Source organism: Streptomyces sp. NPDC031670 (assembly GCF_055580545.1).
Window position 1 is genome coordinate 50,656 of sequence record NZ_JBVILC010000016.1, and the last position, 25,675, is coordinate 76,330.

The window sequence follows — 25,675 nt, forward strand, 5'->3', positions numbered from 1 at the left end:
GGCTTACGGAGCGGTGCTCCGGCCGCGCACCGCGCGCAGCGGGCTGAACAGCCGGTCGGCCAGCACGAGCACGCCCTCGACCAGCAACGCGAGCAGCGCGGCGAGGATCGCCCCCGCGACCACCTGCGGTGTGTTGTACGTGGCGAACCCGGCCGTGATGATCCGGCCGAGCCCGCCGAGGCCCACCATGGAGGCGATCGTCGCCGTCGCCACCACCTGCACCGCGGCCGACCGCACCCCGATCATGATCAGCGGATAGGCGAGCGGCAGCTCCACCCGGGCGAAGAGCTGGCCGCCCGACATCCCCATCCCGCGCGCGGCCTCCACCACCGACCGGTCCACCTCGCGCATGCCCACATACGCGTTGGTCAGCAGCGGCGGCACCGCGAAGAGCACCAGCGCGATGATCGTCGGCGCGTACCCCTCCTTGCGCAGCGGGGTGAGCATCAGCAGGCCCAGCACCGCGAACACCGGCACCGCGCGGCCCGCGTTCGAGATGTTGACCGCGAGCGCCCCGCCCCGCCCGATGTGCCCCAGCCACAGCGCGAGCGGCAGCGCTATCGCGCACGCCAGCAGGAGCGACACCCCGCTCACGTAGGCGTGCTCGGCCAGGCGGTGCCAGGCGCCGTCCTCCCCCGACCAGTTGGAGCCCGTCGTCAGCCAGGTCCAGGCGTCGGCCATGACCCCCATCAGCGCACCCCCGCCCTCGTCCGTATCCGTGTCCAGGGCGTGAGCAGGCGCTGGAGGCCGAGCAGCAGCAGGTCCGCCACGAGCGCGAGCAGCACGCACAGCACCGAGGCGGTGAGCACCTGCGCCTTGAACGTGGACTGCACGCCGTCACCTATGAGGTTGCCGAGACCGCCCTTGCCGACCACCGAGCCGACCGTGGTCAGCGCCACCGTGGACACCGTGGCGATGCGCACACCGGCCAGCAGCGCGGGCAGCGCGAGCGGCAGCTCCACCTCGAACAGCAGCCGTATCCTTCCGTACCCCATCCCCCGGGCCGCCTCGCGGACTTCGGACGGGACGGCTTCGAGGCCGGCCAGGATGTTCCGTACCAAGATGGTCAGCGAATAGAGCACCAGGCCGGTGACCACCAGCGAGGCGGAGAGACCGAACACCGGCAGCAGCAGCGAGAACATCGCCAGCGACGGGACCGTGTAGAGCACGGTCGTCAGGGTCAGGACCGCGCCCGCCACCGATCTGCGACCGCGCGCGAGCAGCGCCAGCGGAAAGGCGATCAGCAGCCCGATCAGCACCGAGACCACCGTGATCCAGATGTGCTGGACCGTGGCATCGGTCAGCTCCTGGCTGCGGGAGCGCACGTACTCCCAGCAGATCCAGTCGTTGCGCACCAGGCAGTTCTGCGCGCTCACCGTCCCCCACCTCCCCCGCCGGATCCCCTGAGTCCCCGACCGAACGTCTGTCTGGCGACCCTAACCCCCGCCACTGACAATCACCGAGGGCCGGAGGGCGGATCCCCGTATCGAACACAGGGCGGCAACATGGGGTTCACACAGCCACGCTCACCACCGGCCACAATGGGGAACCATGATCCGATTCGAGCACGTCACCAAGCGGTACGCCGACGGCACCACCGCCGTCGACGACCTCTCCTTCGAGGTGGCCGAGGGGGAACTGGTCACGCTCGTCGGACCGTCCGGCTGCGGCAAGACCACCACCATGAAGATGGTGAACCGGTTGATCGAGCCCACCGAGGGCCGGATATTCCTGGACGGCGAGGACATATCCACCGTCGATCCCGTCCAACTGCGGCGCCGTATCGGCTATGTCATCCAGCAGGTCGGGCTCTTCCCGCACAAGACGGTCCTGGAGAACACCGCGACCGTCCCGCACCTGCTCGGCGTCAAGCGCGCCAAGGCCCGTGAGCGGGCCGCCGAACTGCTCGACCTCGTCGGGCTCGACCCCCACGTCCACGGGGCGCGCTACCCCGAGCAGCTCTCCGGCGGCCAGCGCCAACGGGTCGGTGTGGCCCGCGCCTTGGCGGCCGACCCGCCGGTGCTGCTGATGGACGAGCCGTTCGGGGCGGTCGACCCGGTGGTGCGCGAACGCCTCCAGAACGAGTTCCTCAAGCTCCAGTCGCAGGTCCGCAAGACGGTCCTGTTCGTCACCCACGACATCGAGGAGGCGGTCCGCCTCGGCGACCGCATCGCGGTGTACGGGCAGGGGCGCATCGAGCAGCTGGACGCCCCGGCGGCGGTGCTCGGCACCCCCGCGACCCCCTATGTCGCGGACTTCGTCGGCGCCGACCGGGGCCTGAAGCGGCTCTCGGTGACGCCCATCGAGGAGAGCGACCTGGAGCAGCCGCCGGTGGTGCGGCTCGACGACCCGCTCCCGCGCGACCTCGGCGCCCCCTGGGCGGTGGTCCTGGACGGCTCCGGCGAGCTGCACGGCTGGATATCCGCCGACAGCGCCACGCGCGCGAAGAGCGGCACGGTACGCGAGCACGCCCGCCGGATGGAGGCCTGGCTGCCGCTCGGGGCCTCGCTCAAGCAGGCGTTCGCGACGATGCTCCAGCACGACGCGGGGTGGATCGCGGTCATCGACCACGAGGGGACGGGCCGCTTCCTGGGCGTGCTCACCCCGGCCCGGCTGCACGAGGCGCTGCGCCGCTCGATCGACGCGGACGCCCAGGCAGTCCCCCGTACGGAAGTGGAAGTGGAGTCGATCAGTTCGCGCTGAGACGGCCGCTGATCCACTCCAGGACCGGCGGGATCTCCCGCCGCCAGGTGTTGAAGTTGTGCCCGCCGCTGTCGAGCGTGATCGACGACACGCGCGCGGGCGACTTCACCTTCTCGATGAACCGCAGCGTCGGCTTGAGGTTGTCCTCGCCCGACTTGGAGCTGGTGACCAGGAACGAGGACTTGGCCGGCGGCGTGTGGTCGAGCGCCCACAGCAGGTTGGAACGATTCTTCGCGGCCTTGTCGCCATGGAAGAGATCACCGGTGGTCGGGTCGCTCGCGGCCTTGTAGTACGCGGAGAGGCCCGCGCTGGCGCCGAAGGACTCCGGGTGGTGGATGCCGATCTTCAGCGCGCAGTAGCCGCCGGTCGAGTTCCCGATGAAGCCCCAGTTCCGCGGCTTGGTGCCGACCCGGTAGGTCTCGGAGACGGCCTTGGGGAGGTCCTTGGCGAAGAAGGTCTCGGTCTGCGGACCGCCCTTGATGTCCACGCACTCGGTGTCCCGCGGCGGCGCCACCGTGGGGCGCATCATCACCAGGATCATGGGCTGTGACTTCTTCTGCTTCACCTGCGCCCACGCGGTCTTCGGATACCTCAGCCCCTTGATCAGGTTCTCCGCGGTGCCCGGGTAGCCGGTGAGCACCACGGCCGCCGGGAACTTCTGGTTCGCGTACTTCTTATGGAAGTACTCCGGGGGCAGATAGACGTAGGCGGGGCTGGCTATCTTCGAGCGCTCGCCCTGGACCACCACCTTCTGGATCTCACCCCCCGCGGCGGGGTTGCCGGCACCGGGGGTGTCGGGCTTCTGCTTCCCCGTGACCTTGATGTCCTTGGTCCCGGCCGAGTGGTCGACGACCACGCCCATGCCGTTCTCCTGGCCGAACAGGTCCGCCCACGAGCCGTAGAAGAGGAAGGAGTTGTTGGCCGCGAGGCCCACCGAGGCGAAGAGCATCAGCTGAGTGCCGAGGAGCAGGCCGATCCGGCCCAGGACGGCCCGCCAGCTGCGGTTGGCCAGCTTCGGCCAGAGCCAGATGGTGAGCGCGAACAGCACCACCGCCAGAACGACGGCGAGCGCCAGAACCTTGTTGCTCGTGAGACCCATGAGTCGTCGAATACTTTCTGACTGAGATTTTCCTGAGACCGAGGGAACCCGCCCCCGGGATGTGCCGTCCTAGAGGGCGCAAATTGTCCGGAACGCAGCGGCGACCTTGTCGCTGTGGCGGACAACAGAATCTCTCGCGGAGTCACGGAAGCGATGTCTGTCAGGATAGATGGGGACAAAAAGGGTTCGGTTCCGGCCGGCGCGCGCAAAGTCCTCCGCGGACCGCGCCCCGATTCGGTTCCTTCACTGGTCGGCACGGCCGCGACGTTCGTCGGTCTGCTCAACATCGCTGCCGGTATCTTCCCGCGCTTCCGCGCCAGCCGGATGCACGCCGTCACCGAGGTCCTGCCCGGCACGACGGGCCCCTTCGCGGCGGCCCTCGCCCTCAGCACCGGCGTCCTGCTGCTGCTCCTGGCGCACGGCCTGAAGCGGCGCAAGCGGCGGGCCTGGCGGGCCGCGGTCGCCCTGCTGCCGATCGGCGCGGTGGCGCAGTTCCTCTACCGGCACTCGATCGTCGGCGTACTGATCTCGATCGCGCTGCTGGTCCTGCTGGTGAGGCACCGCAGCGAGTTCACCGCGCTGCCCGACCCGCGCAGCCGCTGGAAGGCGCTGGCCAACTTCATCCTGCTCGGCTCCGGTTCGCTGGGCCTCGGCCTGGTGATCGTCTCGGTCCACCCGGGCCGGGTCGTCGGCAGCCCGTCGATCGCCGACCGCATCCAGCACGTGATGTACGGCCTCTTCGGCTTCGAGGGCCCCGTCGAGTACGCGGGCGACACCAGCTGGACCGTCGCCTACTCGCTGGGCGCGCTCGGCCTGCTGACCGCCATCACCACCATCTACCTGGCCTTCCGCCCCGAGCACCCGGCCGCCCGGCTCACCGAGGACGACGAGCGCCAGCTGCGCGACCTGCTCGCCAAGCACGGCGCCCGCGACTCGCTCGGCCACTTCGCGCTGCGGCGCGACAAGGCGGTCGTCTTCTCCCCCAGCGGCAAGGCCGCGGTGACCTACCGCGTCGTCTCCGGGGTGATGCTCGCCTCGGGCGACCCGATCGGCGACGTCGAGGCCTGGCCCGGCGCCATCGAGCGGTTCATGGACGAGGCCAAGGCCCACTCCTGGACCCCGGCCGTGGTCGGCTGCTCCGAGACGGGCGGCGAGGTGTGGACCCGCGAGACCGGGCTCGACGCCCTGGAGCTGGGCGACGAGGCGGTGGTGGACGCCGCGGATTTCTCCCTGTCCGGGCGCGCCATGCGGAACGTACGCCAGATGGTCAAGCGCATCGAGCGCAATGGCTACGAAACCCGCGTACGGCGCGTCCGTGATCTCTCCGCAGGTGAGCTGGAACGGGTCCGGCGGGCCGCCGAGGACTGGCGCGGCACCGACACCGAGCGCGGCTTCTCCATGGCGCTGGGACGGATCGGCGACCCGGACGACGGCGACTGTGTGATCGCCACCGCCCACAAGGCCGACGACGGACCGGGCGAGCCGGGTCCGTACGGCGACCTCAAGGCCATGATTCACTTCGTCCCCTGGGGTTCCGACGGAATGTCGCTGGAGCTTATGCGCCGCGACCGGTCCGCCGACCCCGGTATGAACGAGCTGCTGATCGTCGCCGCGCTCCAGGCCGCTCCGAAGATCGGCATCGAGCACGTCTCGCTCAACTTCGCGATGTTCCGCTCGGCCCTCGCGCGCGGCGAGAAGATCGGCGCGGGCCCGGTGCTGCGGCTCTGGCGCGGACTGCTGGTCTTCCTGTCCCGCTGGTTCCAGATTGAGTCGCTGTACAAGTTCAACGCAAAGTTCCAGCCACGCTGGGAGCCGCGCTTCATGGTCTACCGGGCCCACAGCGACCTGCCGCGCATCGGCTTCGCGGTGATGCAGGCCGAGGGCTTCGTGAACATGGGCCTGCCCCGCCCGTTCTCCCGCTTCATCCGCTCCCGCCAGCGCCCCTGCGCGCACCTGGCGAAGAGGGAGACGGAGCGGACGGTACGGGCGGCGCTGTAGCCCTCTGAGGGGCGCGGGCCGGAGAACGGAGAGAGGGGCCCGGGGACATGTCCCCGGGCCCCTCTCGTCTTACGCGGAAGCGGTCTCCGGCTCGGCGGCCTTCTCCGCCACGGCGTCCGCCTCCGGCGCCTGCGCGGCCTTCGGCTTGCGGTCGGAGTGCAGCCCGACCAGCGCGACCAGGACCACCAGCAGGAACGCGGCACCCGCGAGCGCGAAGCTCAGCGTGAACTGGCTCTCCTGCGGCAGCGGGGGCACCCCGGCCGGCAGGTGCTCGATCGTCTTGGAGGCGAGCAGCGAGGTGATCACCGCACTGGCGATCGCGCTGCCGACCGATCGGGAGATGGAGTTGATGCCGTTGGCGATACCCGTCTGGTGGTGCGGGACGCTCGCCACGATCAGCGCGGGCATCGCCGCGTAACCGAAGCTGATCGCGACACCGATCACCATGCCGGCCAGGATCACCGAGGCGCTGGAGTCGTGCGCGCCGGTCAGCCAGGCGAAGCCGAGGACACCGAACGCGGCGCCGGCCGTCAGCGTGAAGCGGGCGCCGATGCGGCGCACCAGCATGCCGCCGGCCTGGGCGGCGACCAGGGACATGATCGTGGTGGGCAGCAGGTACTCGACGGAGGCGCGCAGCACCGAGGCCGTGAACCCGTAACCCGTGACGTTCTCCGGCATCTGCACCAGGTACGAGACGCCGATGAACTGCGAGAACATCGCGAAGCCGAGCAGCAGACCGGCCAGGTTGGTGAAGAGCACCGGGCGGTGGGCGAACATCTTCATGTCCACCATCGGCGCCTTGACCTTGCGCTCGACCAGGACCCAGACCGCCGCCATGACGACGGAGGCGACGAAGAGGCCCAGAGTGCGCACGGAGGTCCAGCCCCACTCGTGGCCCTGCGAGATCGGCAGCAGCAGCAGGACCAGCACGGCGGCGAGCGTCGCCGCGCCCAGCCAGTCGGTGCGTCCGCCGGGCTTGTGGCGCGAGGCCGGGACGCCCGCGACGACGGCGACCAGGGCGACGACGGCGAGCACGGCGGCCAGCCAGAAGACACGGTGGTAGTCGGGGTGGTCGCCCTGGGTCAGCAGGCCGGCGCCGACGAGGGCGAGGCCGCTGCCGAACGCCAGGGTGCCGCTGACCAGCGCCATCGCTCCGTGCAGCTTCTCCGGGCGGATCTCCTCGCGCAGGACCGAGAGGGCCAGCGGGAAGATCGCGGTGGCGGCGCCCTGCATGACGCGGCCGACGATCAGCCAGAGCAGCGAGCTGGTGGTGGCCGCGAGGACCGAGCCCGCGACCATCAGCACCAGGACGCCTATGAGCGTGGGCTTCTTGCCGTGCATGTCGCCGAAGCGGCCGAGCAGCGGGGTGAAGACGGCGGCGGAGAGCAGGGTCGCGGTGGTGACCCAGCTGACGTTGGCGGTGGAGGTGCCGAGGTCGTTCTGGATGATGCCGAGGATCGGCACGACCAGGGTCTGCATCATCGAGACGACCATGGCGGCCAGCCCGAGGACCAGGACGAGCGCGGGGCCGCCGGTGGGGCGCGTGGGCGCCGCGTGATGTGTGGGAGTCACGGTTTCTTCCGTAGGAGTGCGGAGGGAGGGGATTGCCCGAGGTCTTCGGTTCGTCCGCGCCGCCGGTCCGGCGCCGCTTCGATACTTGAGTACCTCAAGTGCTTGATTACCCCAAGCAACTAGAGTGACGGTAAACCTCAAAGGTTGAGATCGTCAAGTTTCTCGCGGTAAGGTGGCGCCATGTCTGGAACCAGCCGCCCGGCCGCCGTGACCGACGCCGTGACGAACGACGCGCTCATGGACGCCCTCTGGGACTCCCTGGCGGACTACTACGGCGACTTCACCACCGCCGCCGCCGAGGCCGGCCTCACCGCCAGCCAGGCCAAGGCCCTCACCGTGCTCCGCCGCGGCCCCGCCGCCATGCGCTCCCTCGCCACCACGCTGCACTGCGACGCCTCCAACGTCACCGGCATCGTGGACCGCCTGGAAACCCGTGGCCTGGTCCGCCGCGAGCCCAGCCCCACCGACCGCCGGGTCAAGAACGTCCTCCTCACCGAGGACGGCCTGCGGGCCGTCGAGACCGTACGGGCCGGGATGCACGGCACCCACAGCGCCCTGGACGCCCTGGCCACCGCCGACCGCGACGCCCTGCACGCACTGCTGCGCCGCCTGTTCACCGGCCCCGCGGCCCGCTCCGGCCCGCGCCCCCGGACCGTCGGCTGACCTCTGGTCCGAGGAGCACCGGCTGACGCCTACGCTGGACGTATGAGTACGTTGCGCCGACGGGGCACGGTGACCGGGCTGCCCGAGTGGGACCGCTGTGCGGTGATGGGCGTGGTCAACGTCACGCCGGACTCCTTCTCCGACGGTGGCCGCTGGTTCGACACCGCGGTCGCGGTCAAGCACGGCCTCGACCTCGTCGCCGAGGGCGCCGACCTGGTGGACGTCGGCGGCGAGTCGACCCGCCCCGGCGCCACCCGCGTCGACGAGGCCGAGGAGCTGCGCCGGGTCGTGCCCGTGGTGCGCGGCCTCGCCTCCGAGGGCGTCACCGTCTCCGTGGACACCATGCGCGCCAGAGTCGCCGAACAGGCCGTCGCCGCGGGCGCGTTGCTCGTCAACGACGTCAGCGGCGGCCTCGCCGACCCGGACATGATCCCGGTGGTCGCCGCCACCGAGGCCCCCTTCGTCGTCATGCACTGGCGCGGCTTCAGCCACGACATGAACAGCCGCGCGGTGTACGGGGACGTGGTCGCCGAAGTCCTCGCCGAGCTCCACGCGCGCGTGGAGGCCGTCGTCGCCGGCGGCATCGCCCCCGAGCGGATCGTCATCGACCCCGGCCTGGGCTTCGCCAAGCAGGCCGAGCACGACCTCGCGCTCGTCGCCCACCTGGCCGAGCTGCGGGCCCTGGGTCGCCCGCTGCTCGTCGCCGCCTCCCGCAAGCGGTTCCTGGGCCATGTCCTGGCCGGGGACGGCTCGGGGCCGCCGCCCGCCCGCGAACGGGACGCCGCCACGGCCGCCGTCTCCGCCATCGCCGCCCACGAGGGCGCCTGGGCGGTCCGGGTCCACGAGGTCCGCGCCACGGCCGACGCCGTACGCGTCGCGCGCGCGGTCGAGGGAGCCTCGGGCGCGACGACCGCCCCCACGGCGGCCACCGGCCCCACGGGCCCCACCGCGGCCACCGGCCCCACCGCTGCCGCCACTGCCACCGGGCCCGCCGGGGCGACCGCGTGACGGCCCGCACCGACGTCGAGGCGGTCGAGGCGGCCAACACCGCCTTCTACGAGACGCTGGAACGCGGCGACTTCGACGAGCTCTCCGAACTGTGGCTCAGCGCCACCGACGCCGGGGACACCTCCATCTCCTGCGTCCACCCCGGCTGGCCGGTCCTGTCCGGACGCGGCGAGGTGCTCCGCTCGTACGCGCTGATCATGGCGAACACCGAGTACATCCAGTTCTTCCTGACGGATGTGAAGGTCGTCGTCCTCACCGACACCGCCGTGGTCACCTGCACCGAGAACATCCTCAGCGGCGGCCCCGCCCAGGAGAGCGGCGAGCTCGGGCCGCTGGTCGGCCAGCTCGTGGTCGCCACCAATGTGTTCCGCCGCACGTCCGAGGGCTGGCGGCTCTGGTCCCACCACGGCTCGCCCGTCCTGACCGAAACGGACGACGACGAGCCGTCCGAGGACTGAAGCCCGGGACCCCGGCGGCTGAAGAGGCCGTTCCCGAGGGTTGAAGCAGGGGCGTCTGGGTAGGGGCGGGTACCAGTCCCGACGCCGTCTGTCCATAGCCCCCGTGGGCGAGCGCTGTCAGTGCTCGCAGGTAGATTCGATGGTGGGTACGGAGCCGCCCGCACGCGGCGGGTGCCCGACCGACCAACGACAGCAGGAGTGATTCGCGTGGATCGTGTCGCGCTGCGCGGCCTCAAGGCCCGCGGGCACCATGGCGTCTTCCCCCGGGAGCGCGAAGAGGGCCAGACCTTCATCGTGGACCTGGTGCTCGGCCTCGACACCCGCCCCGCGGCGGCCGACGACGACCTGGCGAAGACCGTGCACTACGGCGTGGTGGCCGAGGAAGTCGTGGACGTCGTCCAGGGCGAGCCGGTCGACCTGATCGAGACGCTGGCCGAGCGCATCGCCCAGCAGTGTCTGAAGCATGCGGGGGTCCAGCAGGTGGAGGTGTGCGTCCACAAGCCGGACGCGCCGATCACCGTCCCCTTCGACGACGTGACCATCACCATCACCCGGAGCCGAGTATGACTGTGTCCTCCCACAAGAGCTCGCAGAGCGACCCGACCGTCCAGCCGGTGCCCTCGTCCGTGGTCGAGCAGGTGGACGCGGCCGACGTCACCCTCTCCAACCCGCAACGAGCCGTGATCTCGCTCGGCTCCAACCTCGGCAACCGCCTGGAGACCCTCCAGGGCGCCATCGACGCGCTGGAGGACACTCCGGGCCTGCGGGTCAAGGCGGTCTCGCCGGTGTACGAGACGGAGCCCTGGGGCGTCGCCCCGGGCTCCCAGCCCTCGTACTTCAACGCGGTGGTCGTGGTGAAGACGACCCTCCCGCCCTCCTCCCTGCTGGAGCGCGGCCAGGCCATCGAGGAGGCCTTCGACCGGGTCCGCGAGGAGCGCTGGGGGCCGCGCACGATCGACGTCGACATCGTTGCCTACGCCGATCTCGTCGTTGACGACCCGGTGCTGACGCTCCCCCACCCGCGCGCCCACGAGCGGGCGTTCGTCCTCGCCCCCTGGCAGGACGTGGACCCCGAGGCCCAGGTCCCCGGCCACGGCCCGGTCGCCGCCCTGCTCGCCACGATCGGCCGCGAAGGTGTCCTGCCGCGCGCCGACCTGGAACTCCGCCTGCCCGAGTAGTCGTTAGGCTGCTGACGGCTAGCAAGTACGGCGACATGAAGGGCACTCTTCGGTGAAACAACTGAGGCTGGGCGTACTGGCGGGACTCTTCGCCGTCGCCGGAGTGCTCTCCTGGGCGGGAGCCCGGCTGTGGGACTCCCTGGGCACCCTGCCGAGCGTCCCGCTGGCCGCACCGATCGTCCTCGCGGTGATCGCCGTGATCCTCCTGGCCACGGCCCTGTCAATCCGCGCCCGCCTGCGCGCCCAGCGCGAACGCCGCCCCGGCGCGAAGGGCGTCGAACCCCTGATGGCGGCCCGCGCGGTGGTCTTCGGCCAGTCCAGCGCCCTGGTGGCCGCCCTGGTCTCGGGGATGTACGGAGGGACGGGAGTCTTCCTCCTCGGCTCCCTGGACATCCCCGCCCGCCGCGACCAGGCGATCTACGCCGGCTTCTCGGTGGCGGCGGGCATCGCGGTGGTGGCGGCGGCGTTCTTCCTGGAACGGGTCTGCAAACTCCCGGACGACGAGGACGAGGGGCCGGGGGCCACTCCGGCGGTGTAGGGGGTCCGGCGAGCGGCGCGCCCGGCGCCGTTCACCACTCCTGGCGGGCGAGATGTCCGTTCACCAGGAACGTGGGAAACGGCTCCAGCCGGAAGTCGTACAGCGTGAAGGGCTTGGCGGGCATGGCCCGGCAGCGCACTTCCCGCACCTCCGTCCACGCCGACTCCCTCAGCTCGAGCGGATGCCGCTCGGCGCGGAACGTGCCGCGGGCGGCCCACCTGTCGCTCAGCACCAGGCAGGAGACCCGGCCATCGGTACGGGGCGTGAACCGTGCCCCCACCACGTTCGCGAGCTCCGCGAGGAACGGCACATTGGCGCTGACGACGACCCGCGCGGGCCACCGCCGGACGCGGCAGCCGTCGCCGTCGGCATAGCCGTCGAGGAATCCGTCGAACACCTCACGGTCGCGCAGGACGACACGCGGAAAACGCTGGCGCAGATGGTGCGCGTCGCCACCGACGTACTGGCGCAGCAGATCCGCGAGATACGACGAGACGACGCGCACCCGGAACCCGGGCAGGTCCCTCCCCAGGTAGCCGGACGGTCGCGTGACGGGCTGCAGCCGTGCCACCAGACCGGTGGCGACGGTGAGTGCCGCCGCGTACCGGGCGGCGAACTCCTGGCTGTTGACCACCAGAGAGACGTAGTTCTTGCCGACTGTTCCGTCGGCACACGTCGCTCCCACGAAGTAGCCGAACTCCCGGCCGGGACGGATCGTCACCCGCTCCCGGCGCAGCTTGCGCGCGGGTGTCCACGCCAGCACCGTCCCCGCGGCGTCCCGTGCGTGCGTCCATCCGTCGGGAGTGCGCAGCAGGAGGCTCGGGGCCACCGAAAAGGTCGAACGAGCGGTCACGACATCGACGACCTCGCGCGCCTTGGCCGCCCTCACCTGCCTCACGGAGGTGTGCGCACTGCGCGTCCCGTCCAGCGTCCACAAGCGGGCACCCGGCGCGACGTCACGCGCCCGTGCCCGGCCACCCACCACGTTCACCGTCTGACGGCTCGGCACCCCGTACCCCACAGCGCCCCTCCTGGACCAGTGAGTCTCCCGCTGGTCCAGGAACGTACCGGGCACCCCAGACAAGCGGTCTACCGCGCCAGTATCAGGCTCATCGCCTCGGCCCGAGTCGACGCCTCCCGCAGCTGTCCGCGCACCGCCGACGTGGTCGTCTTGGCACCGGGCTTGCGGATGCCGCGTACCGACATGCACATGTGCTCGGCCTCGATCACCACGATCGCGCCCCGCGCCTCCAGGATGCGCATCAGCGAGTCGGCGATCTGCGTGGTCAGCCGCTCCTGGACCTGCGGCCGGCGGGCGAACACGTCCACCAGGCGCGCCAGCTTCGACAGACCGGTGATCTTGCCTGTGTCCGCCGGGATGTATCCGACGTGGGCCACGCCGTGGAACGGCAGCAGATGGTGTTCACACAGGGAGACGATCTCGATGTCCTTCACCAGGACCATCTCGTCGTGCCCCAGGTCGAACGTGGTCGTCAGCACGTCCTCGGGCTCCTGCCGGAGCCCGGCCAGGATCTCCCGGTAAGCCCGCGCCACCCGCGCCGGCGTCTCCCGCAGACCCTCGCGGTCCGGGTCCTCGCCGACCGCGATGAGGAGCTCGCGCACGGCGTTCTCGGCCCGTTTCTCGTCGAACTCGCCGATACGGCCCTGGCCGTCCAGCGTCACCGGGTCGGTCATCTGTGCCTCGTTCCTCGTGTCTCTGCACGGACGTACGAATGCGCCGCGCCCCCACAGGCTAAAACCTGGGGGGCGCGGCGTGCATTCCGGGTCCGGGGAGCCGGGGGTCAGCTCTCGGGGCGGTCCTCCGCGCCGGGGAGCTGCTCGGTCGGGACCGAGTCCGTCGGGGCCGAGCCGTTGGCGGTGGTGGCGCCGTTGGTCAGGGCCAGTTCCCTCGGCGACAGGACCGGCGGGCGCGTCGACGGCGTACGCCGCGAGGAGCCCGTCCAGGCCGGACGCGCGGGGCGCCGGATGATCGGGGCGAAGATCTCGGCGATCTCCTCCTTGCCCAGCGTCTCCTTCTCCAGAAGCCGCAGGACCAGGTTGTCGAGGACGTCGCGGTTCTCGACGAGGATCTCCCACGCCTCGTTGTGCGCGGTCTCGATGAGCTTCTTGACCTCTTCGTCGACCAGCGCCGCGACCTCTTCCGAGTAGTCGCGCTGGTGCGCCATCTCACGGCCCAGGAACGGCTCCGTGTTGTCGCCGCCGAACTTGATCGCGCCGAGCCGCTCGGTCATGCCGTACTGCGTGACCATCGCGCGCGCGGTGGCCGTGGCCTTCTCGATGTCGTTCGCCGCGCCCGTGGTCGGGTCGTGGAAGACGAGCTCCTCGGCCGCGCGCCCGCCGAGCATGTAGGCGAGCTGGTCGAGCATCTCGTTGCGCGTGGTCGAGTACTTGTCCTCGTCCGGCAGGACCATCGTGTAGCCGAGGGCACGGCCGCGCGACAGGATCGTGATCTTGTGGACCGGGTCCGAGTTCGGGGAAGCCGCCGCGACCAGGGCGTGTCCGCCCTCGTGGTACGCGGTGATCTTCTTCTCCTTGTCGGACATGATCCGGGTCCGCTTCTGCGGGCCCGCCACGACGCGGTCGATCGCCTCGTCCAGCATGTGGTTGTCGATCAGCTTCTGGTTGCTGCGCGCCGTGAGGAGCGCCGCTTCGTTCAGCACGTTCGACAGGTCGGCGCCGGTGAAGCCGGGGGTGCGCCGGGCGACGGCCGCGAGGTCGACGTCCGGGGCGACCGGCTTGCCCTTCTGGTGGACCTTGAGGATCTCCAGACGGCCCTGCATGTCCGGGCGGTCGACCGCGATCTGGCGGTCGAAGCGGCCGGGGCGCAGGAGGGCCGGGTCGAGGATGTCGGGCCGGTTGGTGGCGGCGATCAGGATGACGCCGCCCTTCACGTCGAAGCCGTCCATCTCGACGAGCAGCTGGTTGAGCGTCTGCTCGCGCTCGTCGTGGCCGCCGCCGAGGCCCGCGCCGCGGTGCCGGCCGACGGCGTCGATCTCGTCGACGAAGACGATCGCCGGGGCGTTCGCCTTGGCCTGCTCGAAGAGGTCGCGCACCCGGGAGGCGCCGACGCCGACGAACATCTCGACGAAGTCGGAGCCGGAGATCGAGTAGAAGGGGACGCCGGCCTCGCCCGCGACGGCGCGCGCGAGGAGGGTCTTGCCGGTGCCGGGCGGGCCGTACAGCAGCACGCCCTTGGGGATCTTGGCGCCGACGGCCTGGAACTTCGCCGGCTCCTGGAGGAACTCCTTGATCTCGTGGAGCTCCTCGACGGCCTCGTCGGCCCCGGCGACGTCCGAGAACGTCGTCTTCGGGGTGTCCTTGGTGATGAGCTTCGCCTTGGACTTCCCGAAGTTCATGACCCGGGAGCCGCCGCCCTGCATCTGGTTCATCAGGAACAGGAAGACGACGACGATGAGGACGAAGGGGAGCAGCGAGAGCAGGATCCCCACGATCGGGTTCTGCTTCGAGGGGGAGACCGTGTAGCCCTTGGTCAGGTCCCCGCTGTCGAACTTGCCCTGGAGCTTGTTGGCCAGGCTGGTGCCCTGGGCGTCGCCGATGTAGCTCGCCTGGATCTTGTTGGCGCCCTTGACCTTCTGGCCGTCCTTGAGGTCGACCTTGATGACCGACTCGTCGCCGGTCGTGATCTTGGCTTCGTCTACCTGGTTCTTGTCGATCGCCTGGACGACCTCAGAGGTGTCCACCGTCTTGTAGCCGCCCGACGAGCCGACGACCTGCATCAACACGACCACGGCGAGGACGGCCAGCACGATCCACATGACCGGCCCACGGAAGTATCGCTTCACGTCCATCCATACGGAGCGAGAACGCCCCGTCCCTCCTGCCCGTAGGTAAATGCTGCTGTGAGTAAAGACTGTTCTTCGGACGGTACCCCAGCATTGTCACCCGAGACCGCAAGGGACGGCTGACAAACCCGCCTTCCCAAGCTCCAACGCGGGAAGGGGGCTCCGAGTTCCCGTCCGGGTACCCGGTTCAGCCGCCGTAGACGTGCGGAGCGAGTGTCCCGACAAAGGGGAGATTGCGGTACTTCTCGGCGTAGTCCAGGCCGTATCCGACGACGAACTCATTCGGAATGTCGAATCCGATCCACTTCACGTCGATCGCGACCTTTGCGGCATCCGGCTTACGGAGCAGCGTGCAGACCTCCAGGGAGGCGGGCTCGCGGGATCCGAGGTTGGAGAGCAGCCAGGAGAGCGTGAGGCCGGAGTCGATGATGTCCTCGACGATCAGGACGTGCTTGCCCTTGATGTCGGTGTCGAGGTCCTTGAGGATGCGGACGACACCGGAGGACTGGGTGCCCGCGCCGTAGGAGGAGACGGCCATCCAGTCCATGGTGACCGGGGTGGACAGCGCGCGCGCCAGGTCCGCCATGACCATGACGGCACCCTTGAGGACGCCGACGATCAGGAGGTCCTTGCCGGCATACTCCGCGTCGATCTTCGCGGCCAGCTCGACCAGCTTGGCGTCGATCTCTTCCTTGGTGATGAGCACCGACTGGAGGTCGGTGCCCATGTCCTTCTCGTTCACCCGGGCCGCTTTCTTAGGTTCGTGGTACGTAACTGAGCTCAGCTCTGCCGGATGACCAGTCTGCCACCCTGCCGCCGTGCCTCGACGCGCCCGGGGAGGTTGATGGCCCGCTGGCCGCGCCAGCTCGTGATCAGGCGGTCGACCTCCTCGACATGGCGGGCGAAGAGCGAGCCGGCGGGGGAACCGGCGTGGATGAGGGCCTTGCGCAGCACCCGCCGGCGGACCGCGGCGGGCAGGGCGTAGAGCCGTCCGCAGAGCAGCTCGCCGGCCTCGTCCCGGACCGACGGGTCGACCTCGGCGGCCCAGGCGTCCAGGGCGTCGGCGTCGTCGCGGGAGAGTTCGGCGGTACGTGCCAGCGCCTCCACGACGCCTTTGCCGAGCGCCTTCTCCAGGGCGGGCAGGCCCTCGTGGCGCAGCCGTGAGCGGGTGTAGGCGGGGTCGGCGTTGTGCGGGTCGTCCCAGACGGGAAGCGACTGGACCAGGCAGGCCTTGCGGGCGGTGTGCCGGTCGAGCTGGAGGAAGGGGCGGCGGTAGCGGCCGTGGGCGCCGGAGACGGCGGCCATGCCGGACAGGGAGCGGGTGCCCGAGCCCCGGGCGAGGCCGAGCAGGACCGTCTCCGCCTGGTCGTCGCGGGTGTGGCCGAGCAGGATCGCGGCGGCGCCGTGGCGCTCGGCGGCGGCGTCCAGGGCGGCGTAGCGGGCGTCGCGGGCGGCGGCCTCGGGGCCGCCCTCGCGGCCGACCTTGACGGTGATGGCCTCGACCGGGTCGAGCCCCAGCGCGGTGAGCCGGGCGGCGACCTCGGCGGCGCGCTGGTCGGAGCCGGGCTGGAGGCCGTGGTCGACGGTGACGGCGCCGGCGCGGACGGGGAGCTTGCGGGATTCGAAGGCGAGGGCGGAGGCGAGCGCCATGGAGTCGGCGCCGCCGGAGCAGGCGACGAGGACCAGGGGTCCGTCGGCGCCGCCCTCGCGCGCGGTGACGCGCCGGAGGTCGAGGGGGGTGTCGGGGGGCGGCGTGCGGCCGTCGTGGAGGACGAGCGCATCGCGCAGGACGTCGTGGAGTGCGCGGCGGACCGCCAGGCGTATCGCCGCGACCGCAGGATGGGGACCCATGTCCGGTGCCCTTCGGTGATGTTGGGGGGTGCCTCGGGACGAGGGAAAAGATCGGTCACACAGAGTGCGTAGATGGTGACAGAACTGAGCCGATACCCGAGCATTGCACGCCTACCCATGCCCTACGGTCCCTCGGATGGGTGATCCTGCGCATTTCCGGGGGACAGTCGCGGGCCCCGGGTACGTGGGCGCGGTCGGCGCCCGCCCGCTCAGCCCTCCGTCCTGCTGTGCACCCGCGCGACCCAGTCCGCCGGTTTGGCGATCTCCGCCTTGGTCGGGAGCGTGTTGGGCGAGGTCCACACGCGGTTGAAACCGTCCGTGCCGACCTGGTCGACGACGGCCCGGACGAAACGCTCGCCGTCGCGGTACTGGCGCAGCTTGGCGTCGAGGCCGAGGAGCTTGCGCAGGGCCTGGTCGAGGCGCGAGGCACCCTTGGCACGCCGCTGCTGGAACTTCTCGCGGATCTCCGCCACCGAGGGCACGACCTGCGGTCCCACCCCGTCCATCACGAAGTCGGCGTGGCCCTCCAGGAGCGACATCACGGCGGTGAGCCGGCCGAGGATCTCCCGCTGGGCGGGCGTCTGCACCAGCTCCACCAGGGAGCGCCCGCTGTCGCCCTCCTCGCCCTCGGGACGGCTTCCGGCGAGCGACTGGGCGGCCTCGCGCAGCCGCTCCAGAATGGTCATCGGGTCGACGTCGGTCTCCCCCAGGAATGACTGGATTTCGCCCTCCAGGTGGTCGCGCAGCCAGGGCACGCCGGTGAACTGGGTGCGGTGGGTCTCCTCGTGCAGGCACACCCAGAGCCGGAAGTCGTGCGGGTCGACGTCGAGCTCGCGCTCCACGTGGACGATGTTGGGCGCGACCAGGAGCAGCCGCCCGCCGCCGTTCTCCCCGGCGGGGAGCTCGCGGGTGGAGGGCGCGAACGTCTCGTACTGCCCGAGGACGCGCGAGGACAGGAAGCTGAGCAGCATGCCCAGCTCCACGCCGGTGACCTTGCCGCCGACCGCGCCGAAGACGGCGCTGCCCGGGCTGCTCCCCCGGCGTTCCTGCATCTTGTCGAGCAGGGGCTTCAGGACCTCACGGAAACCGGCCACGTTGGCCCTGACCCAGCCCGCCCGGTCGACCACCAGGACGGGGGTGTCGGCGGGCCGCACCCCCTCCGGGATCATCCTGGTGAACGCCCGTACGTGTTCCTCCGAGGCCTTCGCGTGCCGGCGCAGCTCCGCGACGACGGCGCGGGCCTCGTCACGGCTCACCTCCGGGCCCGGCCTCACCAGTCGGGTCGCGGTCGCCACCGCGAGGTTCCAGTCGACCATCCCAGAAGAAGCGGCACCACCGATGCTCGTCATGCGTCAACCGTACGTTGTCCTCCCGCGCGGGGGAGGAGGGTTGACGCCGGGTGCTTACGGGGCGGGTGCGGGGGCGCCGGCCCGGCAGCCGCACCGGGCGAGCCGCTCGGCGAGCCGGTCCAGGGCCTGCTGGGCGGCGTCGGGGCCCGGGGTGTCGGCGGCGAGGAAGGCGAAGGTGAGCAGGTGGCCGTCGGCGTCCACGACGGTGCCCGCGAGCGCGTTGACGCCCGAGAGGGTGCCGGTCTTGGCGCGGACGAGGCCGGTCCCGGCGGAGGCGGTCCCGTAGCGGGCGCGCAGGGTGCCGGTGAACCCGGCGACCGGCAGGCCGGTGAGGACCGGGCGCAGCTCCGGGTGGGCGGGGTCGCCGGCGCGGGCCAGCAGCAGGGTCAGGAGCCGGGCGCTGACGCGGTTCTCACGGCTGAGGCCGCTGCCGTCGGCGAACCGGGCGGCGGCGGTCCGGGGCAGGCCGAGCCCGGCGATCCGGTCGGCGACCGCCTTGGCGGCCCCGTCGAAGTCGGCGGGCCGTCCGGCGGCGACGGCCGTCTGACGGGCGAGCGCCTCGGCGAGGTCGTTGTCGCTGTTGGTGAGCATCCGCTCGACCAGGTCGGACAGCGGCGCGGAGAGGGTGCGGGCGAGCTCCGTGGCGCCGCGCGGGGCGCGTCCGGGCCGGGGCGGACCAGAGGTGATGCCGCGCTCGCGCAGCAGTGAGGCGAAGGTACGGGCGGTGTCCCCCGCCGGGTCCCAGCTGCGGGGCGCGGGGCCGCTGTCGCTGCTGTCCGTCCGTCCCTCGTCGGTCATCAGGGCGACCACGGGCGCGATGTTCTCGTTCGGGCCGATGGGGTGGCGCTCGGGGCCGCTGTAGCGGGAGAGGTCGTAGGTGAGGGACGCGGTGGTGGCACCCCGGGCGCGCAGGGCGCGGGCGGTGGCGTCGGCGAGGGTGCGCAGGCCGTCCTTGCCGAGCGTGGGGTCGCCGCCGCCGACCAGGGTGAGTTCGGTGCCGGTGGCGGGGGCGACGACGGTGGTGGGGATGCGGTGGTCCGGGCCGAGCGCGGACAGGGCGGCGACGGCGGTGGCGATCTTGACGGTGGAGGCGGGCGTCATGGCGGCGTCCGCGCGCTGCCCGTAGAGCTGCTTGCCGGTGGCGGTGTCGTACACGGCGGCGGAGGGCTGCGGGCCGAGGCCGGGCGAGGTGAGCAGGGGGGCTAGGACCTGGTCGAGCACGGTGTCCGCCGGCGCTTCCACGGGGGCGCGCAAAGCGGCCAGTACGCCCCTGGCGCTGGGCGCGGGCGCCGGTGCGGGGGGCGCGCCCAGGTGATGTGCGCCACCTGTTCGCCGGTGAGCCGCTGCGCGGTCGCGCTCCGCCGTACGCTGACCCGAGTCCCAGGGACCGGCCGTGGCCACCGCTCCGGCCGCCACCGCCAGGCCTACCGCAGCCGCACCCGCCATGAGCTGCCATGTCTTGGGTCCCGGCACCGAGGACCAGCCCCTTTCGCGATCACACACCTGCGTGAGGGACACTTAATCACCAGAACTGCGTCTTGCCGCGAACATGGCACACCGGGTCAGCACCGGCGGCCCGTCCGGCTGAGTGTCCCGGGCCCGACCCGGGGGACGTGGGAACCGACCAATGCATGTGCTGATCATGGAGGAGAGCCACCCGTGGAGTTCGACGTCACCATCGAGATCCCGAAGGGTTCGCGGAACAAGTACGAGGTGGACCACGAGACCGGCCGGATCCGCCTGGACCGTCGCCTCTTCACCTCGACCAGCTACCCGGCGGACTACGGCTTCGTGGAGAACACCCTCGGCGAGGACGGTGACCCGCTGGACGCGCTGGTCATCCTGGACGAGCCGACCTTCCCGGGCTGCCTGATCCGCTGCCGCGCCATCGGCATGTTCCGTATGACCGACGAGGCGGGCGGCGACGACAAGCTGCTCTGCGTGCCGGCGTCCGACCCGCGTGTCGAGCACCTGCGCGACATCCACCACGTGTCGGAGTTCGACCGCCTGGAGATCCAGCACTTCTTCGAGGTCTACAAGGACCTGGAGCCCGGCAAGTCCGTCGAGGGCGCCAACTGGGTCGGCCGCGCCGAGGCCGAGGAGGAGATCAAGGCCTCCTACAAGCGCCTTGAGGCACAGGGCGGCGCGCACTGACGCGCCTTTGAGCCGGTACGACGACGGGCGGTGCACCTTCCGGGGTGCGCCGCCCGTTGTCGTACGACTTGATGATCACCCACATACTGGGCACACGCTTGCGTACGCAAGGGACTGGAGGGAGGCAAGGGGTGCCTGAGCAGCAGGAGCCTGAGGAGCGCAAGCCCTCTGACGAGGCGCGGAGCGCCTTCGCGGCTCCCGACGGAGTGGCGCAGCCGGGTCCCCCGGAGGAGGACTCGCCGACCTCCGAGTTCGCGCTGCCGGCCGGGGTGCCGGAGCCCGAGCCGCCGGCCGAGCAGGCGCCCGCCTCGGCCTTCGCTCCGCCCAGCACCTACTCGGCCCGTGAGGCGCCGTCCGCCATGGTCACCACCGCGGGCCTGCCGCTGGTGCGCCTCTCCAAGGACGCGCCCTGGCAGGACCGGATGCGCACCATGCTGCGGATGCCGGTGGGTGAGCGGCCGGGGCCGGAGACGGCCCTGAAGACCGACGACGCCGGGCCAGCCGTGCCGCGCGTGCTCGACCTGACGCTGCGTATCGGCGAGCTGCTGCTCGCGGGCGGCGAGGGCGCCGAGGACGTCGAGGCGGCGATGTTCGCGATCTGCCGCAGCTACGGGCTGGACCGCTGCGAGCCGACGGTGACCTTCACCCTGCTCGCCGTCACCCACCAGCCGTCCCTGGTGGACGACCCGGTCACGGCGAACCGGACGGTACGCCGCCGGGGCACCGACTACACGCGCCTGGCGGCCGTCCACCGGCTCGTCACGGACATGACCAGCTCCGACCACGACGTCACCCTCGAAGAGGCCTACCGCCGCCTCGCGGAGATCCGCCGCAACCGGCACCCGTACCCCGGCTGGGTCCTCACCCTCGCCGCCGGCGTGCTCGCCGGGGCGGCCTCGGTGCTGGTCGGCGGTGGCGTGACGGTGTTCCTGGTGGCGGCGGCCGGGGCGATCCTCGGCGACCGGCTCGCCTGGCTCTGCGCGGCGCGCGGGCTGCCGGAGTTCTACCAGTTCGTGGTGGCGGCGATGCCTCCCGCGGCGATGGGGGTGGCGCTCAGCCTGCTCGGCTGGGATCTGCGGCCCTCCGCGGTCATCACCGGTGGCCTGTTCGCCCTGATCCCGGGACGGGCGCTGGTGGCCGCCGTACAGGACGGCCTGACCGGCTTCTACATCACCGCCTCCGCCCGTCTGCTCGAGGTCACGTACTTCTTCGTGGCGATCGTGATCGGAGTGCTCACCGTGCTGTACGGGGGGCTCCAGGTCGACGCCAAGCTGAACCCGGAGGGGGCGCTCAGCCCCATCGAGCGCCCCGTCGTCCAGACGCTCGCCTCCATGGCGCTCTGTCTGACCTTCGCCGTACTGCTCCAGCAGGAACGGTCCACCGTGTGGATCGCCACGCTGAACGGCGGGGTCGCCTGGGTCATCTACGCGTCGATCGCGGTCACCGCCCATGGTTCGCCGATCATGGCGACGGCGGTGGCGGCCGGGCTGGTCGGCCTCTTCGGGCAGCTGGTCGCGCGCTACCGCAACACCTCGGCGCTGCCGTACGTGACCGCGGCGATCGGGCCGCTGCTGCCGGGCAGCGCCACCTACTTCGGGGTGCTGGCGATCGCCCAGAACCACGGGGGCCAGGGGCTCGCCAACATCGCCAAGGCCGCGGCGCTGGCGATGGCCATCGCGATCGGGGTGAACCTCGGGAGCGAGATGTCGCGGATGTTCCTCACGGCGCCGGGGGCGGCCCGCAAGGCGGCCAAGCGGACGCGGGGGTTCTGAGGCGCGTATACGTCCCCCGTTCAGCGCTTCGCGTGCCGCCTGCGCTGCTGCGCGGGCGGGGTCGCGGTGGCCCCCGGGCCCGCCTTCTTCGCCTTGGAACGCGCCCGCAGGAACTCGATCGCGATCGGGACGACCGAGATCAGGACGATCGCGACCAGCATCAGCTCGATGTTCTTGTGCACGAACTCGACGTTGCCCAGCGCCGCGCCCAGCAGCGTCACCCCCGCGCCCCACAGCGCGCCGCCGATCACGTTGTACGTGATGAAGGAGCGGTAGTTCATCCGGCTCACGCCCGCGATGATCGGCGTGAACGTCCGGACGATCGGCACGAACCGGGCCAGCACCAGCGACTTCGGGCCGTACTTCTCGAAGAACTCGTGGGCCTTCTCCACGTTCTCCTGCTTGAAGAGCTTGGAGTCCGGCCGGTTGAAGAGCGAGGGGCCGACCTTGCGGCCGAAGAGATAGCCCACCTGGTCGCCCAGCACGGCGGCGGCCACCACCATCAGGCACACCAGCCACAGCGGGGTGTCGATCTTGCCGCCGGTGACCAGCAGGCCGGTGGTGAACAGGAGCGAGTCCCCCGGCAGGAAGAAGCCGATGAGCAGGCCGGACTCGGCGAAGACGATCACCAGCAGACCGGCCAGGCCGAACGACGACAGCAACTGGTCGGGGTCCAGCCAGCTCGGACCGAGTGCGAGGGTGGTCACGGGTTCCGGCGCTCCTGGGTGAGGGATGGGGCGGGGGCGCGTAAGCGCGCGTTGACGGGCCAAAGCTATCAACGCCTCCGGCACGCTCCAGGTTCCACCGGGTTCCTGGGGATGCGCGGGGCCCGGGCGGGTACGAAGCTGGGTCCCAGGATCTTCCAGGAAGGCGGCGCGATGGGCATCGAGGATTTCGGCGGCGGGCAGGGCGCACAGTCCGACGTACTGGTCGTGACCACCAACGACGTGCCCGGTTACCAGGTCCAGCAGGTCATCGGAGAGGTCTTCGGCCTCACCGTGCGCTCCCGGCACCTCGGCAGCCAGATCGGCGCCGGGCTGAAGTCCATGATCGGCGGCGAGCTGAAGGGGCTGACCAAGACGCTCGTGCAGACCCGCAACCAGGCCATGGAGCGGCTCGTGGAGCAGGCACGCGCGCGTGGGGCGAACGCCGTCCTCATGATGCGGTTCGACGTCACCGAGGCCGCCGACGTGGGGACGGAGGTCTGCGCGTACGGAACGGCGGTAGTGATCACGAAACTCTGAGACGGGGGGACCCGAGACCATGGCACTGCACCCGGGTGGCGGCGACAAGGCACCGGAGCACGAGAAGGACCACGAACGGCTCGCCCTCAACCCGTTCTACGGAGAGGCCGATCCGGTCGGCTCCATGACCTCGGCGCCGCCCCGGCACCGGCTCCCCGACCGGCCGCTCGCCCCCTCCACCGCGTACCAGCTCGTCCACGACGAACTGATGCTGGACGGCAACTCCCGCCTCAACCTGGCCACGTTCGTCACCACCTGGATGGAACCGCAGGCGGCGGTGCTGATGGCGGAGTGCCGGGACAAGAACATGATCGACAAGGACGAGTACCCGCGCACCGCCGAGCTGGAGCGGCGCTGTGTGGCGATGCTCGCCGACCTGTGGCACGCGCCCGACCCGGCCGGTGCGGTGGGCTGCTCGACGACGGGGTCGAGCGAGGCGTGCATGCTCGCCGGGATGGCGCTCAAACGGCGCTGGGCGAAGCGGAACGCGGACCGCTATCCCGGGCGGGACGCGGTGCCGAACCTGGTGATGGGCGTGAACGTCCAGGTCTGCTGGGAGAAGTTCTGCGCCTTCTGGGAGGTCGAGGCGCGGCAGGTCCCGATGGAGGGCGACCGCTTCCACCTCGACCCGCAGGCGGCGGCCGAGCTGTGCGACGAGAACACGATCGGCGTGGTGGGCATCCTCGGCTCGACCTTCGACGGATCGTACGAGCCGATCGCGGAACTCTGCGCGGCACTCGACGCGTTGCAGGAGCGTACGGGTCTTGATGTGCCGGTCCATGTGGACGGCGCGTCGGGGGCGATGGTGGCGCCCTTCCTCGACGAGGACCTGGTGTGGGACTTCCGGCTGCCCAGGGTCTCGTCGATCAACACGTCCGGGCACAAGTACGGCCTGGTGTACCCGGGCGTGGGCTGGGCGTTGTGGCGCTCGGCCGAGGAGCTCCCGGAGGAGCTGGTCTTCCGGGTGAACTACCTGGGCGGCGACATGCCCACGTTCGCGCTGAACTTCTCCCGGCCGGGGGCGCAGGTGGTGGCGCAGTACTACACGTTCCTGCGGCTGGGCCGGGAAGGGTTCCAGGCGGTGCAGCGGACCACCCGGGACGTGGCGCGCTCGCTCGCCGACCGCATCGAGGCGATGGGGGACTTCCGGCTGCTCACGCGCGGGACCGAGCTGCCGGTGTTCGCGTTCACCACGGCGCCGGAGGTGGAGCGGTTCGACGTGTTCGATGTGTCGCGGCGGCTGCGGGAGCGGGGCTGGCTGGTCCCGGCGTACACGTTCCCGCCCCACCGCGAGGACCTCTCGGTGCTGCGGGTGGTGTGCCGCAACGGGTTCTCGTCGGACCTGGCGGGGATGCTGGTGGAGGATCTGGGGCGGTTGCTGCCGGAGCTGCGGCGGCAGAGCGCTCCGCTGGGGCGGGAGGAGGCGGAGGCCACGGCCTTCCACCACTGAGCGGTCGCCGGGCGCGGGGCGGTGCGGGGTGGTGCGGTGCGGTGGTGTCGCGGGTGCGTGTTCGACTGCGGATCGTGCGTGGTTGCTCGCGCAGTTCCCCGCGCCCCTCAGGGCATCTGGGCTGCGGGCAACTGTCACAGCCCCCAAGGGGCGCGGGGCTGTGACATGGCAAACGCGCTCAGGCCCCGCCGTACGGGTTGTCCTCGCCGTCCGCCAGCACCCCCACGAACGGCTCCCCCTCGCCCCGGAACGTGTACGCGCCCGCCTCGATCCTGGCGATCAGGCCACCCGTCCACGCCGCCTCCGCGTCCGCCGAGTGGACCCACATGTTCATGATCTCGCCGATGTGGCCCAGGGACTCGGGCCCCTCCTCGGGGGTGTAGTGCTCGGTCACCCGGCTCCGCCAGGCCGCCAGCCGCTCCAGCCGGTCGCGCAGCAGCGCCACCACCTCCGCGCGCGGCAGGTCGACCATGAACCCGATGGCCGCCGAGAGCATGTCCATCTTCTGGTCGTAGGAGGTCAGCGCCGCGCGCAGCAGCTTCAGATACTCCTCGCGGCCCGCCTCCGTCAGCTCGTACTCGGTACGCGGCGGACCGCCCGCCGTGCTCGGCGCGATCTCGTGGGCGTGCAGCACGCCCTCCTTCGCCATCTGTTTGAGGGCGTGGTAGATCGAGCCGGGCTTGGCGTTGGACCACTCGTGGGCGCCCCAGTACTCCAGGTCGTTGCGGACCTGGTAGCCGTGCGCCCGGCCGTGCTGGCGGATCGCGCCGAGGACGAGGAGTCGGATCGCTGACATGCGCGTCAGCCTATGACC

The 25,675-nt window shown here is 71.1% G+C and carries 25 protein-coding genes; 12 read left to right on the forward strand and 13 right to left on the reverse strand.

Annotated elements, in window-relative coordinates:
• Positions 1-3: 3 nt before the first annotated feature.
• Together ACZ5ID_RS26720 and ACZ5ID_RS26725 are read right to left on the reverse strand one after the other, a co-directional pair.
• The gene (locus tag ACZ5ID_RS26720; RefSeq protein ID WP_468902770.1) at positions 4-690 is read right to left on the reverse strand and encodes an ABC transporter permease; all 687 of its coding nucleotides are present in this window, start codon (positions 688-690) and stop codon (positions 4-6) included.
• Positions 690-1,376, reverse strand: a complete 687-nt coding sequence (locus tag ACZ5ID_RS26725) for an ABC transporter permease (protein WP_468902772.1) — start codon at positions 1,374-1,376, stop codon at positions 690-692. Before ACZ5ID_RS26725 ends, ACZ5ID_RS26720 begins: the two co-directional genes overlap by 1 nt.
• 175 nt (positions 1,377-1,551) lie before the next feature.
• Here ACZ5ID_RS26725 and ACZ5ID_RS26730 point away from each other — a divergent pair, with 175 nt between their 5' ends.
• Positions 1,552-2,703: an ABC transporter ATP-binding protein gene (locus ACZ5ID_RS26730; protein ID WP_468902775.1), complete on the forward strand. Its 1,152-nt coding sequence runs from the start codon at positions 1,552-1,554 to the stop codon at positions 2,701-2,703.
• On the opposite strand, the gene ACZ5ID_RS26735 is transcribed toward ACZ5ID_RS26730, so the two are convergent.
• Positions 2,690-3,802, reverse strand: coding sequence for an alpha/beta hydrolase (locus tag ACZ5ID_RS26735; RefSeq protein ID WP_468902778.1), 1,113 nt, complete (start codon positions 3,800-3,802; stop codon positions 2,690-2,692). The genes ACZ5ID_RS26730 and ACZ5ID_RS26735 overlap by 14 nt on opposite strands.
• A gap of 153 nt (positions 3,803-3,955) precedes the next feature.
• On the opposite strand from ACZ5ID_RS26735, the gene ACZ5ID_RS26740 reads away from it, so the two are divergent.
• Positions 3,956-5,800, forward strand: coding sequence for a phosphatidylglycerol lysyltransferase domain-containing protein (locus tag ACZ5ID_RS26740; RefSeq protein WP_468902781.1), 1,845 nt, complete (start codon positions 3,956-3,958; stop codon positions 5,798-5,800).
• A 69-nt stretch (positions 5,801-5,869) separates the two neighbouring features.
• Here the strand turns inward: ACZ5ID_RS26740 and ACZ5ID_RS26745 are convergent, their stop codons facing one another.
• Positions 5,870-7,372, reverse strand: coding sequence for an MFS transporter (locus ACZ5ID_RS26745; RefSeq protein WP_468902783.1), 1,503 nt, complete (start codon positions 7,370-7,372; stop codon positions 5,870-5,872).
• 180 nt (positions 7,373-7,552) lie between these two features.
• On the opposite strand from ACZ5ID_RS26745, the gene ACZ5ID_RS26750 reads away from it, so the two are divergent.
• From ACZ5ID_RS26750 to ACZ5ID_RS26775, 6 genes are all read left to right on the forward strand, one after another.
• Positions 7,553-8,035: a MarR family winged helix-turn-helix transcriptional regulator gene (locus tag ACZ5ID_RS26750; RefSeq protein WP_406551971.1), complete on the forward strand. Its 483-nt coding sequence runs from the start codon at positions 7,553-7,555 to the stop codon at positions 8,033-8,035.
• Between the two features lie 42 nt (positions 8,036-8,077).
• On the forward strand, positions 8,078-9,043 hold the full coding sequence (gene folP, locus ACZ5ID_RS26755; RefSeq protein WP_468902786.1) for a dihydropteroate synthase: 966 nt from the start codon (positions 8,078-8,080) through the stop codon (positions 9,041-9,043).
• Positions 9,040-9,501: a nuclear transport factor 2 family protein gene (locus ACZ5ID_RS26760; protein ID WP_468902788.1), complete on the forward strand. Its 462-nt coding sequence runs from the start codon at positions 9,040-9,042 to the stop codon at positions 9,499-9,501. The genes folP and ACZ5ID_RS26760 overlap by 4 nt, the downstream gene beginning before the upstream one ends.
• 207 nt (positions 9,502-9,708) lie before the next feature.
• The gene (folB, locus tag ACZ5ID_RS26765; protein ID WP_101389407.1) at positions 9,709-10,068 is read left to right on the forward strand and encodes a dihydroneopterin aldolase; all 360 of its coding nucleotides are present in this window, start codon (positions 9,709-9,711) and stop codon (positions 10,066-10,068) included.
• A complete protein-coding gene (gene folK, locus ACZ5ID_RS26770) occupies positions 10,065-10,679 on the forward strand; it encodes a 2-amino-4-hydroxy-6-hydroxymethyldihydropteridine diphosphokinase (RefSeq protein WP_406551968.1) in 615 nt (204 codons plus the stop codon). Before folB ends, folK begins: the two co-directional genes overlap by 4 nt.
• 52 nt (positions 10,680-10,731) lie before the next feature.
• Positions 10,732-11,217 carry a DUF3180 domain-containing protein gene (locus ACZ5ID_RS26775; RefSeq protein ID WP_468902791.1) on the forward strand — a complete coding sequence of 162 codons (486 nt, stop codon included), beginning with the start codon at positions 10,732-10,734 and terminating at the stop codon, positions 11,215-11,217.
• 31 nt (positions 11,218-11,248) lie between these two features.
• Here the strand turns inward: ACZ5ID_RS26775 and ACZ5ID_RS26780 are convergent, their stop codons facing one another.
• The 7 genes from ACZ5ID_RS26780 to dacB all read right to left on the reverse strand — a co-directional run bounded on the left by ACZ5ID_RS26780 (position 11,249) and on the right by dacB (position 19,687).
• Positions 11,249-12,226 (reverse strand): hypothetical protein, encoded by a 978-nt coding sequence (locus ACZ5ID_RS26780; protein ID WP_468902793.1) that lies wholly within the window; start codon positions 12,224-12,226, stop codon positions 11,249-11,251.
• 80 nt (positions 12,227-12,306) lie between these two features.
• A complete protein-coding gene (gene folE / locus ACZ5ID_RS26785; RefSeq protein ID WP_468902795.1) occupies positions 12,307-12,912 on the reverse strand; it encodes a GTP cyclohydrolase I FolE in 606 nt (201 codons plus the stop codon).
• A gap of 107 nt (positions 12,913-13,019) precedes the next feature.
• Positions 13,020-15,047, reverse strand: a complete 2,028-nt coding sequence (ftsH, locus tag ACZ5ID_RS26790) for an ATP-dependent zinc metalloprotease FtsH (RefSeq protein WP_406551964.1) — start codon at positions 15,045-15,047, stop codon at positions 13,020-13,022.
• Between the two features lie 181 nt (positions 15,048-15,228).
• Positions 15,229-15,768, reverse strand: coding sequence for a hypoxanthine phosphoribosyltransferase (gene hpt / locus ACZ5ID_RS26795; protein ID WP_159689106.1), 540 nt, complete (start codon positions 15,766-15,768; stop codon positions 15,229-15,231).
• A 53-nt stretch (positions 15,769-15,821) separates the two neighbouring features.
• On the reverse strand, positions 15,822-16,892 hold the full coding sequence (tilS, locus tag ACZ5ID_RS26800; RefSeq protein ID WP_468902799.1) for a tRNA lysidine(34) synthetase TilS: 1,071 nt from the start codon (positions 16,890-16,892) through the stop codon (positions 15,822-15,824).
• A gap of 209 nt (positions 16,893-17,101) precedes the next feature.
• Complete coding sequence (locus ACZ5ID_RS26805) at positions 17,102-18,241, reverse strand: zinc-dependent metalloprotease (protein ID WP_468902801.1); 1,140 nt, start codon at positions 18,239-18,241, stop codon at positions 17,102-17,104.
• Positions 18,242-18,295: 54 nt separating this feature from the next.
• Positions 18,296-19,687: a D-alanyl-D-alanine carboxypeptidase/D-alanyl-D-alanine endopeptidase gene (gene dacB, locus ACZ5ID_RS26810; RefSeq protein WP_468902971.1), complete on the reverse strand. Its 1,392-nt coding sequence runs from the start codon at positions 19,685-19,687 to the stop codon at positions 18,296-18,298.
• A 213-nt stretch (positions 19,688-19,900) separates the two neighbouring features.
• Between dacB and ACZ5ID_RS26815 the strand changes: the two genes are divergently transcribed.
• Both ACZ5ID_RS26815 and ACZ5ID_RS26820 read left to right on the forward strand, forming a co-directional pair.
• Positions 19,901-20,395 carry an inorganic diphosphatase gene (locus ACZ5ID_RS26815; protein ID WP_101389400.1) on the forward strand — a complete coding sequence of 165 codons (495 nt, stop codon included), beginning with the start codon at positions 19,901-19,903 and terminating at the stop codon, positions 20,393-20,395.
• Positions 20,396-20,466: 71 nt separating this feature from the next.
• Positions 20,467-22,167 (forward strand): threonine/serine exporter family protein, encoded by a 1,701-nt coding sequence (locus ACZ5ID_RS26820; RefSeq protein ID WP_468902804.1) that lies wholly within the window; start codon positions 20,467-20,469, stop codon positions 22,165-22,167.
• A 20-nt stretch (positions 22,168-22,187) separates the two neighbouring features.
• On the opposite strand, the gene ACZ5ID_RS26825 is transcribed toward ACZ5ID_RS26820, so the two are convergent.
• Positions 22,188-22,874, reverse strand: coding sequence for a DedA family protein (locus ACZ5ID_RS26825; protein WP_468902806.1), 687 nt, complete (start codon positions 22,872-22,874; stop codon positions 22,188-22,190).
• Positions 22,875-23,045: 171 nt separating this feature from the next.
• Here ACZ5ID_RS26825 and ACZ5ID_RS26830 point away from each other — a divergent pair, with 171 nt between their 5' ends.
• Positions 23,046-23,411, forward strand: coding sequence for a YbjQ family protein (locus ACZ5ID_RS26830; RefSeq protein ID WP_344077302.1), 366 nt, complete (start codon positions 23,046-23,048; stop codon positions 23,409-23,411).
• A gap of 19 nt (positions 23,412-23,430) precedes the next feature.
• A complete protein-coding gene (locus tag ACZ5ID_RS26835; protein ID WP_468902809.1) occupies positions 23,431-24,861 on the forward strand; it encodes a glutamate decarboxylase in 1,431 nt (476 codons plus the stop codon).
• Between the two features lie 178 nt (positions 24,862-25,039).
• Here ACZ5ID_RS26835 and ACZ5ID_RS26840 read toward each other — a convergent pair whose 3' ends face one another.
• Positions 25,040-25,657: a PadR family transcriptional regulator gene (locus ACZ5ID_RS26840; RefSeq protein ID WP_468902811.1), complete on the reverse strand. Its 618-nt coding sequence runs from the start codon at positions 25,655-25,657 to the stop codon at positions 25,040-25,042.
• Positions 25,658-25,675: the final 18 nt, after the last annotated feature.

Excerpts from the sequence above, each read along its gene's own strand:
- ACZ5ID_RS26720 (WP_468902770.1), bottom strand. The coding sequence starts at position 690 with ATGGGGGTCATGGCCGACGCCTGGACCTGGCTGACGACGGGCTCCAAC.
- ACZ5ID_RS26730 (WP_468902775.1), top strand. The coding sequence starts at position 1,552 with ATGATCCGATTCGAGCACGTCACCAAGCGGTACGCCGACGGCACCACC.
- ACZ5ID_RS26735 (WP_468902778.1), bottom strand. The coding sequence starts at position 3,802 with ATGGGTCTCACGAGCAACAAGGTTCTGGCGCTCGCCGTCGTTCTGGCG.
- ACZ5ID_RS26740 (WP_468902781.1), top strand. The coding sequence starts at position 3,956 with ATGTCTGTCAGGATAGATGGGGACAAAAAGGGTTCGGTTCCGGCCGGC.
- ACZ5ID_RS26750 (WP_406551971.1), top strand. The coding sequence starts at position 7,553 with ATGTCTGGAACCAGCCGCCCGGCCGCCGTGACCGACGCCGTGACGAAC.
- folP (WP_468902786.1), top strand. The coding sequence starts at position 8,078 with ATGAGTACGTTGCGCCGACGGGGCACGGTGACCGGGCTGCCCGAGTGG.
- folK (WP_406551968.1), top strand. The coding sequence starts at position 10,065 with ATGACTGTGTCCTCCCACAAGAGCTCGCAGAGCGACCCGACCGTCCAG.
- folE (WP_468902795.1), bottom strand. The coding sequence starts at position 12,912 with ATGACCGACCCGGTGACGCTGGACGGCCAGGGCCGTATCGGCGAGTTC.
- ftsH (WP_406551964.1), bottom strand. The coding sequence starts at position 15,047 with ATGGACGTGAAGCGATACTTCCGTGGGCCGGTCATGTGGATCGTGCTG.
- hpt (WP_159689106.1), bottom strand. The coding sequence starts at position 15,768 with ATGGGCACCGACCTCCAGTCGGTGCTCATCACCAAGGAAGAGATCGAC.
- tilS (WP_468902799.1), bottom strand. The coding sequence starts at position 16,892 with ATGGGTCCCCATCCTGCGGTCGCGGCGATACGCCTGGCGGTCCGCCGC.
- ACZ5ID_RS26805 (WP_468902801.1), bottom strand. The coding sequence starts at position 18,241 with ATGACGAGCATCGGTGGTGCCGCTTCTTCTGGGATGGTCGACTGGAAC.
- dacB (WP_468902971.1), bottom strand. The coding sequence starts at position 19,687 with ATGGCGGGTGCGGCTGCGGTAGGCCTGGCGGTGGCGGCCGGAGCGGTG.
- ACZ5ID_RS26820 (WP_468902804.1), top strand. The coding sequence starts at position 20,467 with ATGATCACCCACATACTGGGCACACGCTTGCGTACGCAAGGGACTGGA.
- ACZ5ID_RS26830 (WP_344077302.1), top strand. The coding sequence starts at position 23,046 with ATGGGCATCGAGGATTTCGGCGGCGGGCAGGGCGCACAGTCCGACGTA.
- ACZ5ID_RS26835 (WP_468902809.1), top strand. The coding sequence starts at position 23,431 with ATGGCACTGCACCCGGGTGGCGGCGACAAGGCACCGGAGCACGAGAAG.
- ACZ5ID_RS26840 (WP_468902811.1), bottom strand. The coding sequence starts at position 25,657 with ATGTCAGCGATCCGACTCCTCGTCCTCGGCGCGATCCGCCAGCACGGC.